The organism is Brevibacillus sp. YAE8 (assembly GCF_057543335.1).
The window spans coordinates 23,288-36,526 of the sequence record NZ_BAAIYG010000034.1 but is presented as its reverse complement, the minus strand read 5'-3'; the positions used below and the strand labels follow the sequence as shown (position 1 = coordinate 36,526).

Below are 13,239 nucleotides of genomic sequence, written 5' to 3'. Positions count from 1 at the left end.
GCGTTAAGCTGGTAAGACCCCTCATAGACGATGAGGTTGATAGGTTCGGTGTGGAAGCGCGGCAACGCGTGGAGCTGACGAATACTAATCGGTCGAGGACTTATCCACACACTCTTAGCAAACATGCGTATTCAGTTTTGAAGGAACAAATCCTTCAACGTTCCTCGGTAGCTCAGTTGGTAGAGCAATCGGCTGTTAACCGATCGGTCGGCGGTTCGAGTCCGTCCCGAGGAGCCATATATGCGGAGAGTTACCCAAGAGGCCGAAGGGGACGGTTTGCTAAACCGTTAGTATGCGCAAGCGTAGCGAGGGTTCGAATCCCTCACTCTCCGCCATATCTTTTCAAACAAACAGCTTTATGGCGGTGTAGCTCAGCTGGTTAGAGCGTTCGGTTCATACCCGAAAGGTCGGGGGTTCGATTCCCTCCGCCGCTACCATCCTAAGCTGCGGTCGTGGTGGAATTGGCAGACACACCATCTTGAGGGGGTGGCGGGGCGACCCGTGCGAGTTCGAGTCTCGCCGACCGCACCATATCTTAATAGCTTGGCCCGTTGGTGAAGCGGTTTAACACAGCAGCCTTTCACGCTGTCATACAGGGGTTCGAATCCCCTACGGGTCACCTACAAATTCTTCATAAAGCAAAGTGCTTGCTATACTGCAGCACAAAAAGCTTTGTGAAGGCCCCGACAAGAGTCGGGGATTGTGGAGGCTTAGCTCAGCTGGGAGAGCATCTGCCTTACAAGCAGAGGGTCGGCGGTTCGATCCCGTCAGCCTCCACCATTTATCATAATCATATGGATGGTCACCCAAAAGCGTCTTGCTTCTAAGATAGGTGCTGACATTGATCGTCCGAATCGTCGCGGGATGGAGCAGCTCGGTAGCTCGTCGGGCTCATAACCCGAAGGTCGCAGGTTCAAATCCTGCTCCCGCAACCAAATTTTCTACTCGCACTGCTCCAGAGTGAAGTAGAAGCGAAGTGCCCATCGGGTGCAGTCACGTATGGAGCTGTGGTGAAGTTGGAGTTCACGCCGGTCTGTCACACCGGAGGTCGCGGGTTCGAGTCCCGTCAGCTCCGCCATTTCTTAGCTAGAGAGATGGCAACCAAATTTTTGAGGCTCGGTAGCTCAGTCGGTAGAGCAGAGGACTGAAAATCCTCGTGTCGGCGGTTCGATTCCGTCCCGAGCCACCATTTACAGATGATATTTTGCCGGTATAGCTCAATTGGTAGAGCACCTGACTTGTAATCAGGGGGTTGTGGGTTCAAGTCCTATTGCCGGCACCACCATTGGGGTATAGCCAAGCGGTAAGGCAACGGACTTTGACTCCGTCATTCCTAGGTTCAAATCCTAGTACCCCAGCCACTTGTGAGCCATTAGCTCAGTTGGTAGAGCATCTGACTTTTAATCAGAGGGTCGAAGGTTCGAGTCCTTCATGGCTCACCAGTTTTTATAAACATAGAAACACGCAGCACGATAGAAATATCGATGCCCTTTTCTGTTTTACCATGCGGGTGTGGCGGAATGGCAGACGCACCAGATTTAGGTTCTGGCGGGAGACCGTGGGGGTTCAAGTCCCTTCACCCGCACCATATAACGAGAAGGCTTTGCAGCCAGAGCAAACCTTTTATCATGTCACACGCGGACGTAGCTCAATTGGTAGAGCGTCGCCTTGCCAAGGCGAAGGTCGCGGGTTCGAGACCCGTCGTCCGCTCCATAGTTGTTCTGCTAGCTTTCAGCCAGTACAGGTTGACCCGCAAAACATGTGCCCTTAGCTCAGCCGGATAGAGCGTTTGACTACGAATCAAAAGGTCGGGAGTTCGAATCTCTCAGGGCACGCCATTACTTCATATGAAATCGAAGAGTAGGATCAATTCCTACTCTTTTTTGCATAATCATGGCTGCATTCTTACAATTTTTAAGTAAGTTTTCCTTGTATCTCCCATTTCCATCCATTACTTTAGAATTACACTGCTGTTTTCTACGCAGGTGATACAAGAGAAGACGGGTAACAAAATGTTTCTGTTACAAGCTCGATGGAAGAATAAGATGGAACAGGAGATGTATTAACGTGAACCCAATTAAATTGGAACAAATGCATCCTGCAATTGCAAAGTTGATCGATAATATAGAAAAAGTTCTGATTGGAAAACGTTCCGTGATTGAGATGATGGTCGCGGCTGTATTGGCAAACGGACATGTTTTGTTGGAGGACGTTCCGGGTGTGGGCAAGACGATGCTGGTACGTGCTTTGGCTAAGTCGATCGGGGGAGAATTCAAGCGTATCCAGTTCACTCCTGACTTGCTGCCGACAGATGTGACAGGAGTAGCAATTTTCAACCAACAGACGATGCAGTTTGAGTTCCGGCAAGGACCGCTGTTTGCAAACGTTATTTTGGCGGACGAAATCAACCGGACCTCTCCGAAGACGCAGTCTGCTCTGCTGGAAGCGATGGAGGAGCGGTCTGTTACAGTAGATGGTGCAACTTATCGGCTGGCCGATCCGTTTTTTGTGATGGCCACTCAAAACCCATTGGAGTACGAAGGGACGTTTCCATTGCCTGAGGCACAGTTGGACCGTTTCCTGATGCAATTGCGCCTGGGCTATCCGACCGTGGAAGAAGAAATGCGCATGCTCTCCAGATTCTCGGAGGTGAACCCGCTCGCACAACTTGAGCCGGTGATGACGGCAGCAGACTTGGCGCAACTGCAAAAAGAGGTAGCTTCCGTCAAGGTTTCCGAGGGAGTAAAAGAGTATATCGTGCGGCTGTGCCACCGCACACGTGACCACCATCATATTTACCTCGGGGTAAGTCCAAGGGGCTCTCTCGCCCTCTACAGAGCCGTTCAGGCACTGGCTTTCGTGCGGGGAAGGGATTACGCCATCCCGGACGATGTCAAAGAGCTGGTGCCAGTCGTATTCGCCCACCGGATGATCGTGAAGCCGGAAGCACGTCTGGAAGGAGCAACCGTTGATCGGGTATTGACCGTGATTTTGGCCGAAACCCGCGTTCCGGTGAGCTGAGGCGGTGACTGCGGATGAGACAACGAAGATGGGGTAAGCTCAAAGCGCTCCTGCTTGTGGCAATCACCTACGTATTTGCCAAGTTTCAGGGCGGCTTTTCCAGTTGGTTTCTATTTTACAGCAGTCTGGTGTTCCTCGCTTATGAGGTTTTGGCGTATTTTTTAATGTTCTCGACGCTGGAGGTAGAGCGAGTCATCGACCGCAACCGCCTGCAGGACGGCGAGGACGTCGTAGTAACCGTGCGCCTGCGCCGGAAAATCCGTTTTCCGCTGGGCTGGCACATGATCGTGGAGCCGTTGCCTGAGCGGCTCGCAGGTGTATATGAGCCGCACAGGCAGTTGATTTTTCCCTGGTTTAAAAAAGAAATGGAGTTCCGCTATGTCATACCGAGTCTCCAGCGAGGTTTTTACCGGCTGGATCAGTGCGTCGTGAGTGGCGGGGATTTTTTTGGGTTCAGCGAAAGGCGCAAAGTCTTTTCGTTTCCCCAGGAGTTTCTCGTTTACCCGCGGTACAAGGAACTAACGCATTGGGCCTTGGGGGATGGCAGCTTCAGCGGCAACGTGCACGTGTCGCACAAACGCTCCGACGATGTCGCTGCCGTGAGGGGCGTGCGCGAATACCAGCGCGGTGATCGCCTGAGCCAGATTCATTGGCGCGCATCTGCAAGGGGAACGGGCTTGAAGACGAAGGAATTTGAACATCAGGCGATGAACCAGGCCGTTTTTTTCCTCGATGTAGAAAAAGAAAGCTATCAAGGACAGCCGGTACAGTTGTTTGAGACGGCAGTAAGGCTGACGGCAAGCCTGATCGCCTATGCCAATCGCAACCAGTACCATTACGGGCTGGTGTACAAGCAAAATGAACGCATTTCGATTGCTCCGGCGCTTTCCCACACTCATTTTCTGCGCGTCTTCGATCAATTGGCGCGGGTCATGCCAGCGGGCAGCGAATCGTTTGCGCGGGTTGTGGGACGCGAGGCGCTGGAACAGCAGCAAGGCGTGACCTTGATCGTCGTGACTCCGCGCGTGGAAAAAGACCTGGTTCACCGTTTGATTGCTTTGGCGCAAAAAGGCAGAAGAGTGCAGTTATTCTATGTGCATGCTGACACTGTCATTTCCCAAGAGAGAAGACGAGCCCTGCAACTGCTGGGCGGAAGCAAAATATCATGTACGTCTGTCCACATCGACGAACAAGAGTGGAAACGGATTGGAGGTGCATAGACTCATGAGCGTGTGGAAGCGACCAACGATATGGCAATGGGTCTCGGCCCTTTTTCTGTTCCTCATGCTAAGAGAGTGGCTGCTCCCTCTCCAGGAGCTGACGGATACGGGCGTGCTGTGGCCGTTTCTTGTCATTGTGGCCGGTGTCCTGGCGATCGACGTAGCGGTTCCGTACAGGTGGGTAACGTTGCCGTTCAAGCTGCTGGGCCTCCTCTGGTTGTTGCATGCTACGCTATTCGATACACCGTTGTTTACAACCGATTGGCTGGCGGAATTGTACAGGCAGATTGTGCATGATATCCCGCTGGCTCTCGAGCAAGACTGGGGAGCGATGTCCATTTTGTCGCGCAATGCTTTGTTTGATGCCCTGCTGCTTGTCCTGATTACCATGCTGACTTATCTGGTGCTGGAGCAGAGACAGGGCTTGTGGTTTGTCTTTTTGACAGAGCTGTACTTGGCAGTGCTCGATACGTTCCTGCCTTACGACGCCAGCGCAGGAATTGTGCGGACGCTGATCTTTGGCTTTTTGCTGCTCGCTGTCAGCCATCTGATGAGAATGACCAGCATGGCGACGGTGACAGAAAAAAGAAGCCGGATATTGTTCGGTTCTCTGATGGCCTCTTTGCTGGTCATTTTGATTAGTGTCGGCATCGGGTATGCGGCTCCCAAAAAAGATGCGAGCTGGCCTGATCCGATTGCCTTTTTGATGGGAAGCGGCACGGAAGCACCGACTGCCGTCATGAAAAAAGTCGGCTACGACAACAACGACGAAATGTTGGGCGGGCCTTTCATGCAGGACAATACGCTCGTGTTCATGGCGACGACCAATGAGCACAGCTATTGGCGCGGGGACTCCAAGGACGTCTACACAGGCGTAGGCTGGGAAAAAGGCGATCGCGAGTACGAGGCGATTTTGGACCCGCAAACATACGAGTGGAAAAACGAGCTGTTTCACGGCCTGGAAACGAAAAAGGTAGAGGCAACGCTGGAGTTCAAAGGCCCGCAGCAGTTTGCTACCGTCTTTTATCCCGGGCAGTTGAACAAAGTGAGCAATTACGCTCCGCCAAATGCGACTGTCGTTTACGACAAGATGAATCAGCAGCTTGAGGTCCGCGCGGGAAAAATCAATCTGATCCAGCCTACGGGCGCAAATGGACGGACAGAGTACGGACCGAATACGATGCTGCTCAAGCTGCACCGGTACAAGGTGGACGCAGAGGTGCCGATTGTCAGCGAAAAGGCGATCATGGAAGCGGGAACGGACTATCCCGACGAGATCAAAGAGCGCTATTTGCAGCTTCCGGCGACTTTGCCGCCGCGCGTGAAAGAACTGGCGCAAAGCGTGACCAAAAACGCCAAGACGCCTTATGAAAAAGTAAGAGCGATCGAGAATTACTTGCGAGCGAGTGGAAAATATAAGTATGAAACAAAAGATGTGCCTGTGGCAGCGGAAGGGCAAGACTTTGTCGACCACTTTCTGTTTGACAGCATGAGGGGATATTGCGATCATTTCTCCACCTCGATGGCGGTGATGCTGCGCTCACTCGACATCCCCGCGCGTTGGGTAAAAGGATTCGCCCCAGGCGAGAGAGTGGGCAGCGACGATCAGAACCGCGACATCATGGAAATTCGCAATAAAGACGCCCACTCGTGGGTAGAGGTGTATTTCCCGGGGCACGGCTGGATTCCGTTCGAAGCGACCAGCACTTTCATCTCGCCTGTGCGCTTCAATTACGATTTGCAAACATCGCAGCCGCAGATTCCGATTCCGGTGCCGGATTTGGGGAATCAGACTTCGCCAGACCGGGGAGATGGACGCTTTAACGAGTTGGAAGAGGGAGACGCTATTCCGGGGAGTAGCTATTCGATTCCTTGGCAGGTAAATGTTGGGCTGGCAGTGGTGATAGCGGCCGCAGGTTTCTTGGCCTGGCGGCGCAGAAAAGACATTCAAATCTGGTGGCTCCGAAGACAGATCGATCAGGATAAAAGCAACAAGTACACGGATCGCTTCAACCTGCTGCTTCGCATGATGGAGCAGGTGTACACGAGACGGCAGTCTGGCGAGACTTTGCGGGAGTACGCGAGCAGAATTACGATTCCGGCGGACAAGCGGCAAGATCTGCGTTATTTGACGGAAATGTACGAGCGAACCGTTTACGGCTACAAGGAACTGGAACAGAAGGCGCGGTCAGTGGCAGAGCAACTGATCGAGAGATTGATCCGTCAACTGAAGCCTTGAACAAAGCCGTCCCATCTGCTAGAATGACGATCAATGAGTCTCGTATAATACTCAGGAATATGGCCTGAAAGTTTCTACCGCTAAACCGTAAATTTGGCGACTACGAGGAGAGCACTTCGGATTTTTGTACATGCAACCGCACATGTGTACACAAGCTGGGACGCTGCCTCCGTATGAAAGATCGGAGTCACCGTCCCGGTTTTTTTGCAAATATGCGACAATTTTTCGCGTGTATGCCTGTATGCAAGAACCGAGGGAAGCGGAAACTGCTTTATCATGCATCGAGCGAGGATGTCGGCAAAAATGCGGTCGGCACTTGCACGTCCTGTCGGGTACAGGAGAAGGGGGATATGATGGACAAGTCATTGGAAATGGTCGTCGTACTTGATTTCGGAGGCCAGTACAATCAGTTGATCGCACGTCGCGTTCGCGATCTGGGTGTCTACAGCGAGCTGGTGCCGTTCAATACGCCTGTAGAAAAAATCAAGGAAATGCAGCCAAAAGGGATTATTTTCTCCGGCGGACCTGCGAGCGTGTACGAAGAGGGAGCGCCAAAAGTCGATCCGGCAATTTTTGATCTCGGCCTGCCAATCCTCGGCATTTGCTACGGCATGCAGTTGATGAGTCACATGCTGGAAGGAAAAGTAGAGCGCGCTGGCAAACGCGAGTATGGAAAAGCCGAGCTGCGCCTGCAAAATACGCACAGCCTGTATGAAAAATGGGATGCGAACGAAATCGTCTGGATGAGCCACTCCGATAAAGTGGTGGAGCTGCCGACTGGGTTCCGCGTAGACGCGGTAAGCGATAGCTGCCCGGTAGCGGCGATCAGCCATCCCGAGCGCAAGCTGTACGGCGTGCAGTTCCACCCGGAAGTTCGCCATACCGTAAAAGGAACCGAGTTCATCGGCAACTTCCTGTTCAACGTGTGCGGCTGCGAGCCTACATGGAGCATGACGACGTTCATCGAGGACGAGCTGGTGCGCATTCGCGAGACAGTCGGCGACAAGCAAGTGCTGTGTGCGCTGAGCGGCGGGGTAGACTCATCTGTAGTAGCAGCGCTGATCCACAAAGCCATCGGCGACCAGTTGACTTGCATGTTCGTAGACCACGGCCTGCTGCGCAAAGGCGAAGCAGAAAGCGTCATGGAGACATTCGCGGAGAAGTTCTCCATGAAAGTAATCAAGATCGACGCTCGCGAGCGTTTCCTGAACAAGTTGAAAGGCGTCTCCGACCCTGAACAGAAACGCAAAATCATCGGCAACGAGTTCATTTACGTATTCGATGAAGAAGCGGGCAAGCTGACAGACATGGACTTCCTCGCACAAGGCACGCTGTACACCGACATCGTGGAGAGCGGAACGGCTACCGCGCACACGATCAAGTCGCACCACAACGTAGGCGGCTTGCCGGAAGACATGAAGTTCAAGCTGATCGAGCCACTGAAAACGCTGTTCAAGGACGAGGTTCGCAAACTGGGGACCGAGCTTGGCCTGCCTGACGAAATCGTTTGGCGCCAACCGTTCCCGGGTCCTGGACTGGGCATTCGCGTTTTGGGCGAAGTTACAGAAGAAAAGCTGGAGATCGTTCGTGAATCTGATGCGATTTTGCGCGAAGAGATTGCCAAGGCAGGTCTGGATCGGGATATTTGGCAATACTTCACGGCTCTGCCGAACATGACGACAGTAGGCGTAATGGGCGACGTTCGCACCTATTCCTACACAGTAGGGATTCGCGCCGTAACCTCCATCGACGGCATGACGGCCGACTGGGCGCGCATTCCTTGGGATGTTCTGGAGAAAATCTCCACGCGCATCGTGAACGAAGTCGACAACGTAAACCGCATCGTGTACGACATTACTTCCAAACCACCAGCAACAATTGAGTGGGAATAAAATAAACCCGGATGTTCGTCTTGTTTAAAAAATGAACGTTCGTATTTTCGTTGACATTCGATATGTCACCTGATACACTTCTCAATGTGAACAGGTAATATAGGAAGGTTCGTATATTCTTGAGGATATGGCTCAAGAGTCTCTACGAGGTCGCCATTAAACGACCTGGCTACGAACAAAATGTCGACGGGATACGAATTTGTTATCATTTTAGAATTGTTCCCGGAGTGTTTTGCGAAGAGGCCAGGCGCATACTAATAGCGTCCGGGCCTTTTTTCATTGCCATTACCATAAGCATGGGGGGACTTTTCGGTGCGGAAGTATTTTGAGTTTGACAAACTGGGCACCAATTATCGCCGCGAAATCATCGCGGGCATCACTACTTTTTTGGCCATGGCGTATATTTTGGCAGTCAATCCATTCATCCTCAGCGGAGCGGATTTGCCGCCGGACTTAAAAGCCAACTACCCTGAGTTTGGCGCTGTGTTTACCGCAACAGCTCTCGCTGCGGCGATCGGTACGCTGCTCATGGGGATTCTCGGACGCTTGCCGATCGGACAGGCACCGGGGATGGGGCTGAATGCGTTTTTCACCTACACCGTTGTATTGACCATGCATATTCCTTGGCAGCAAGCATTGGCTGGGGTGTTTCTCTCTTGTACGATCTTTTTGATTCTGTCTTTGACCGGCGTTCGGGAAGCGATCATCAAAGCGATTCCGAAAGGGTTGAAATATGCGGTTTCTGCAGGGATCGGGCTGTTCATCGCGTTTATCGGCCTGAAAAACGCAGGGATCGTCGTTGCAAACGATGCGACTTTTGTCGCGTTGGGCCATCTGACCTTCTACCATGAAAACATGAAGCCGGAAGAAGTATTGGCAGCGAAAAATGCGCTGCTGGCGATTTTCGGTCTGATCGTTACCGTTGTTCTGCTTTCGCGCAAAGTTAATTCCGGTATTTTTATCGGGATGATTGTCACAGCAGTAGTCGGCATGATCTTCGGTCTGGTCAGCCTGCCGGAGCAAGTCGTGTCTGCTCCGCCGAGCCTGGCGCCGACATTCGGTGCGGCGTTCCAGTATCTCGGTGACCCGTCCGCCTTGTTCACCGTGAACATGCTGATTGTCGTACTGACGTTTTTGTTCGTGGACTTTTTCGATGCGACAGGCACGCTGCTCGGTGTAGCCAGCCAAGCTGGACTTCTGAGAGAAGACGGCAATCTGCCGCGTCCGGGAAAAGCGCTCGCTTCCGATGCGATCGCAGGGATGGCTGGCGCGGTGCTCGGTACTTCTACGACGACCGCTTATGTCGAGTCGACAGCGGGGGTAGCAGCAGGCGGCCGCTCCGGTTTTACCGCGATTGTGACAGGGATCATGTTCCTGTTGGCCCTGTTCTTCTCGCCGCTGCTCGCGATCGTGACTCCGGCGGTTACCGCTCCGGCGCTCATTATCGTCGGTGTACTGATGGCTTCGCACATTGCGCAGGTGGCATGGAATGACCTGGACGAAGCGTTCCCGGCGTTCTTGACCATTCTCCTGATGCCGCTGACGTACAGTATCGCAACTGGAATTGCGACTGGCTTCATCGTCTATCCGGTAATGAAGGTGCTGAAAGGCAAAGCGCGTGAAGTGCATCCGGCGATGTACGTTCTGTTCTTCGTCTTCCTGGCCTACTTCATCTGGCTGCGCGAATAGGATTTTTTGGAAAAAAGGCTTCCTGTCTACTGGACGGGGAGCTTTTTTTGCGCTATGATAGGAAAAATCTTTTTTTGGCGGAGGGACCATTCATGTTTGCATCAATCACGTTCCTTCAACAGCATCACCACGGCTAGAGCGTTTGTATCTTCGGAAATTTTTCCGCAGGTGCAAGCGCTTCTTGTGCTTTGTGCCTGCGGTGGTGATTTTTTTGTAGCCATGCGGGCATGAAGTTGCCTCGCATGGCTATTTTTGTTTGGACGATGGACGAAAAAAGAAAGGATGATTCGGATGGACAGCACAGTGTTGAAGAGTGTCAAAGGCACGAAAGATTTTATGCCGCCGGAGCAAATGCAGCGCAACTGGATACGGCGAACGCTGGAGGAAGTGTTCGAGGCGTATGGCTGCAAGCCGTTGGAGACGCCCACGCTCCAGTATTATGAACTGTTGGCATCGAAATACGGCGGTGGAGACGAGATTTTGAAGGAGGTGTACCGCCTGCGCGACCAAGGGGAGCGGGAGCTGGCGCTGCGCTACGATCTGACCGTGCCGCTGGCGAAGGTCGTCGGGATGAATCCGGAGATGCGGCTGCCGTTCAAGCGCTATGAGATCGGTAAAGTGTTCCGCGACGGTCCGGTCAAAACGGGGCGGCTGCGCGAGTTTATCCAATGCGACGTCGATATCATCGGCACGTCCTCGATGCTCGCCGAGGCGGAGCTAATCAGCATGGCTTTTGCCGCGTTCGCCAAGCTAGGGCTTGAGGTGTACATCGAGGTCAACAACCGCAAGCTGCTGTCAGGGGTGCTGCAGGAGTTGGGCGTTCCGGGCGAGCGCGCGGCAGATGTCATGCTGTCGCTCGACAAGCTGGCGAAAATCGGAGTGGAAGGCGTGCAAGGTGATCTGCGGGAGCGCCAGGTAGAGGAGCCGCTGGTGGCGGCGATCACGTCCTTTTTGCAAAAGGGAGCGCTGGCGCTGGATGCTTTGGCGCAGCAGTTTTCCTCCGAGCTTGTGCAGCAAGGCGTGCAGGAGCTTCAGCAACTGTTTGCCTACCTGCGGGGAGCGGGCGTGACTGGCGAGGTGCGGTTCTCTCCGTTTTTGGCGCGGGGGCTGGGGATATACACCGGGACGGTTTACGAGATATTTTTGCAGGATCAAAGCATTACTTCCAGTATCGGGAGCGGCGGCAGGTACGATGAGATTATCGGGCGGTTTTTGGGCGATGGGCGGGAATATCCGGCCGTGGGGATATCGTTTGGCCTGGATGTGATTCTCGCTGCGCTGTCCTTGCGAGCCGAAAGAGCACGGCCTGCCGCAGATGTCCTCGTCATTCCGCTGGGGACAGAGGAGCTTAGCCTCGGGCTGGCTAACCGGTTGCGCGCGGACGGTCTAAGAGTGGAGCTGGAGCTTGCGGGCCGGAAGCTGAAAAAGGCGCTCGACTACGCTAACAAAGAAGGAATTGCCTATGTGCTGATCTACGGCGAGAACGAGGTGAACAGCGGACAGGTGGTAGCGCGGGACATGCGCGAAGGAAGCGAGCAAACGGTACCGCTCGGCCTCGTCTCAAGCTGGCTTGGCGAACGGATATGATTCGATAGTCTTTTGCTGCCACTTTCGGTACGATAGAGAAAAAGGGGGCGAAGGCATGCGCAAATGGGTCTTATGGCTTGGGTGCAGCAGTCTGGTAGCGATAGCGGCATGGGGACTCCCGGCAAAGGCGAACGCGGAGAAGCTTTTGCAAAAGCCGCTCTACCAGGCGGATGTACAGATTGATCCCGTGAAAAAAGAAGTAACCGGAAGCGTAGCGATCACTTTTTGGCCGGAGGACCCGCAACGTGCCTATCTCCATCTCTATCCGGACGTATTTACCGAACAACATGAAGGAATGCTATGGGAGGAACTTTTAGGCAAGGAACCTGTACTTGGTACGTATGCTAATAACAGGCTTGCAGTCGATGGGAAAATGGTTGTCGGTCAAAAGGAGCGGCATATTTTGCAGGTACCGTTGCAAGCGAACGAACAGTCCGGCGCTGCAGCAAGCCCACGCAGGATTCAACTCGATTTTGCCATGAAGCTCCCTCATAACGATGGGAGAATGTCGTACGATGACCACGCGATTTGGCTGGGCAACTGGCTGCCGATTCTCGCGGTACACGAGCAGGCAGGCTGGCGTCTCGATGCGTACGAGCCTGTCGGCGATCCGTTTTACAGCGAGATCGCCGACTACGAAGTAAACGTCACGTATCCCGCAGGCTATCAGTTGGCCAGCACGGCAGCGGATGCCGGGGCGGAAGTAGCAGCTTCGCCAGCTACGTCTGGAGGAAAAAAGACGGTTCGGCTGCGCGTGGAAAATGTGCGCGACTTCGCGCTCGTGCTTATGGACTCGACTTATCAAAAAGCGGAAACAAAGGCGGGCAATACGCTCGTTCGCACGTGGTGGCGCCAGGGGGATGACGAGCTTTTGGCCAAGCGCATCCACGAGGCCGGAGCAAAGTCGCTCGCTTATTTTCAGGAACAACTCGGCGCGTACCCTTATGCGGAGTACGATGTGGTGCGGACAGGCGGAGCGATCAACGGCATGGAATACCCTGCCCTGGTGTTTTTGGACGGGCGTCATTTCGCGGCGGGGGCAGAGACGGGAATTGTTACGGTTGCGCACGAGACGGCGCATCAATGGTTTTACGGGCTGCTCGGCAACGATCAACTGCGCGAGGCGTGGCTGGATGAAGGGTTTACCGAGTATGTGACGCTCGCCTTTCTCTCTCGGGAGTATCCGCTGACAGGCGCGGAACGGGTGCGCAGGCGTCTGGAAAACGGCATTTTTGTCCAGTGGTACGTAAAAGAAGAGCTGCGTCCCTGGCAGGCGCTCTCTGCTTTTCCCGCCAACCAGAGCTACAGCGATCTCGTCTATTCCCGGACGTCGTCCATGCTTTGGCTGCTGCGGGGAGCGTGGGGCGAAGAACGGCTGCATGACGTGCTGCGCGAGTATGTGCAAACGTACCGTTATCAAAACGTCAGCGGAGAACAGTGGGAAGCGTTTCTGTCCCGGGCGGCGGGAGAAGACGCGCGTGCTTTTCTGGATTATTGGATGAAGCTGGACATGTCCCGGCAGGAGCAGGCCGCGGCCTGGCTGGAACGCCAGCGTGACAAACAGCGAAAGTAAGCGAAGGCAGGGGAGTGC

7 protein-coding genes, 15 tRNA genes, 1 rRNA gene and 2 riboswitches are annotated in these 13,239 nt (G+C 53.8%); all 23 genes read left to right on the top strand.

From position 1 onward, the window contains the following. Window positions 1-108: ribosomal RNA gene (locus AC27IT_RS24850) — 23S ribosomal RNA — on the top strand; the annotation flags it as partial. Between the two features lie 53 nt (window positions 109-161). Then, window positions 162-237 (top strand) — tRNA-Asn (locus AC27IT_RS24845). A 7-nt stretch (window positions 238-244) separates the two neighbouring features. Next, a tRNA-Ser gene (locus AC27IT_RS24840) sits at window positions 245-335 on the top strand. A gap of 25 nt (window positions 336-360) precedes the next feature. Further along, window positions 361-437 (top strand) — tRNA-Met (locus AC27IT_RS24835). A 9-nt stretch (window positions 438-446) separates the two neighbouring features. Further along, a tRNA-Leu gene (locus tag AC27IT_RS24830) sits at window positions 447-531 on the top strand. A gap of 14 nt (window positions 532-545) precedes the next feature. Beyond that, window positions 546-619: transfer RNA gene (locus AC27IT_RS24825), tRNA-Glu, on the top strand. An 85-nt stretch (window positions 620-704) separates the two neighbouring features. Then, a tRNA-Val gene (locus tag AC27IT_RS24820) sits at window positions 705-780 on the top strand. A gap of 78 nt (window positions 781-858) precedes the next feature. Further along, window positions 859-935, top strand: a tRNA-Met gene (locus tag AC27IT_RS24815). Window positions 936-1,001: 66 nt separating this feature from the next. Then, window positions 1,002-1,078, top strand: a tRNA-Asp gene (locus AC27IT_RS24810). Between the two features lie 35 nt (window positions 1,079-1,113). Next, window positions 1,114-1,189 (top strand) — tRNA-Phe (locus AC27IT_RS24805). A gap of 17 nt (window positions 1,190-1,206) precedes the next feature. Next, window positions 1,207-1,282: transfer RNA gene (locus tag AC27IT_RS24800), tRNA-Thr, on the top strand. Between the two features lie 4 nt (window positions 1,283-1,286). After that, window positions 1,287-1,361 (top strand) — tRNA-Gln (locus AC27IT_RS24795). A 5-nt stretch (window positions 1,362-1,366) separates the two neighbouring features. After that, a tRNA-Lys gene (locus AC27IT_RS24790) sits at window positions 1,367-1,442 on the top strand. A gap of 64 nt (window positions 1,443-1,506) precedes the next feature. Continuing rightward, window positions 1,507-1,588: transfer RNA gene (locus AC27IT_RS24785), tRNA-Leu, on the top strand. A gap of 49 nt (window positions 1,589-1,637) precedes the next feature. Next, window positions 1,638-1,713 (top strand) — tRNA-Gly (locus AC27IT_RS24780). Window positions 1,714-1,761: 48 nt separating this feature from the next. Next, window positions 1,762-1,838: transfer RNA gene (locus tag AC27IT_RS24775), tRNA-Arg, on the top strand. Window positions 1,839-2,067: 229 nt separating this feature from the next. Continuing rightward, window positions 2,068-3,021 (top strand): AAA family ATPase, encoded by a 954-nt coding sequence (locus AC27IT_RS24770; protein WP_005834696.1) that lies wholly within the window; start codon window positions 2,068-2,070, stop codon window positions 3,019-3,021. Window positions 3,022-3,035: 14 nt separating this feature from the next. Further along, window positions 3,036-4,241, top strand: a complete 1,206-nt coding sequence (locus AC27IT_RS24765; protein WP_429777363.1) for a DUF58 domain-containing protein — start codon at window positions 3,036-3,038, stop codon at window positions 4,239-4,241. Between the two features lie 4 nt (window positions 4,242-4,245). Beyond that, entirely contained in the window at window positions 4,246-6,480 is a 2,235-nt protein-coding gene (locus AC27IT_RS24760) for a transglutaminase TgpA family protein (protein WP_026558341.1), read from the top strand. A gap of 20 nt (window positions 6,481-6,500) precedes the next feature. Continuing rightward, a riboswitch (purine riboswitch) is annotated at window positions 6,501-6,603 on the top strand. A gap of 230 nt (window positions 6,604-6,833) precedes the next feature. Continuing rightward, on the top strand, window positions 6,834-8,372 hold the full coding sequence (guaA, locus tag AC27IT_RS24755; RefSeq protein WP_005834701.1) for a glutamine-hydrolyzing GMP synthase: 1,539 nt from the start codon (window positions 6,834-6,836) through the stop codon (window positions 8,370-8,372). 89 nt (window positions 8,373-8,461) lie between these two features. Further along, window positions 8,462-8,564: riboswitch (purine riboswitch) on the top strand. Window positions 8,565-8,684: 120 nt separating this feature from the next. Continuing rightward, the gene (locus AC27IT_RS24750) at window positions 8,685-10,061 is read left to right on the top strand and encodes an NCS2 family permease (RefSeq protein WP_005834702.1); all 1,377 of its coding nucleotides are present in this window, start codon (window positions 8,685-8,687) and stop codon (window positions 10,059-10,061) included. 291 nt (window positions 10,062-10,352) lie between these two features. Beyond that, window positions 10,353-11,648 (top strand): histidine--tRNA ligase, encoded by a 1,296-nt coding sequence (locus AC27IT_RS24745; RefSeq protein ID WP_283858609.1) that lies wholly within the window; start codon window positions 10,353-10,355, stop codon window positions 11,646-11,648. Window positions 11,649-11,703: 55 nt separating this feature from the next. Beyond that, window positions 11,704-13,221, top strand: coding sequence for a M1 family metallopeptidase (locus AC27IT_RS24740; protein WP_327944936.1), 1,518 nt, complete (start codon window positions 11,704-11,706; stop codon window positions 13,219-13,221). The last annotated feature ends 18 nt before the right edge of the window (window positions 13,222-13,239 follow it).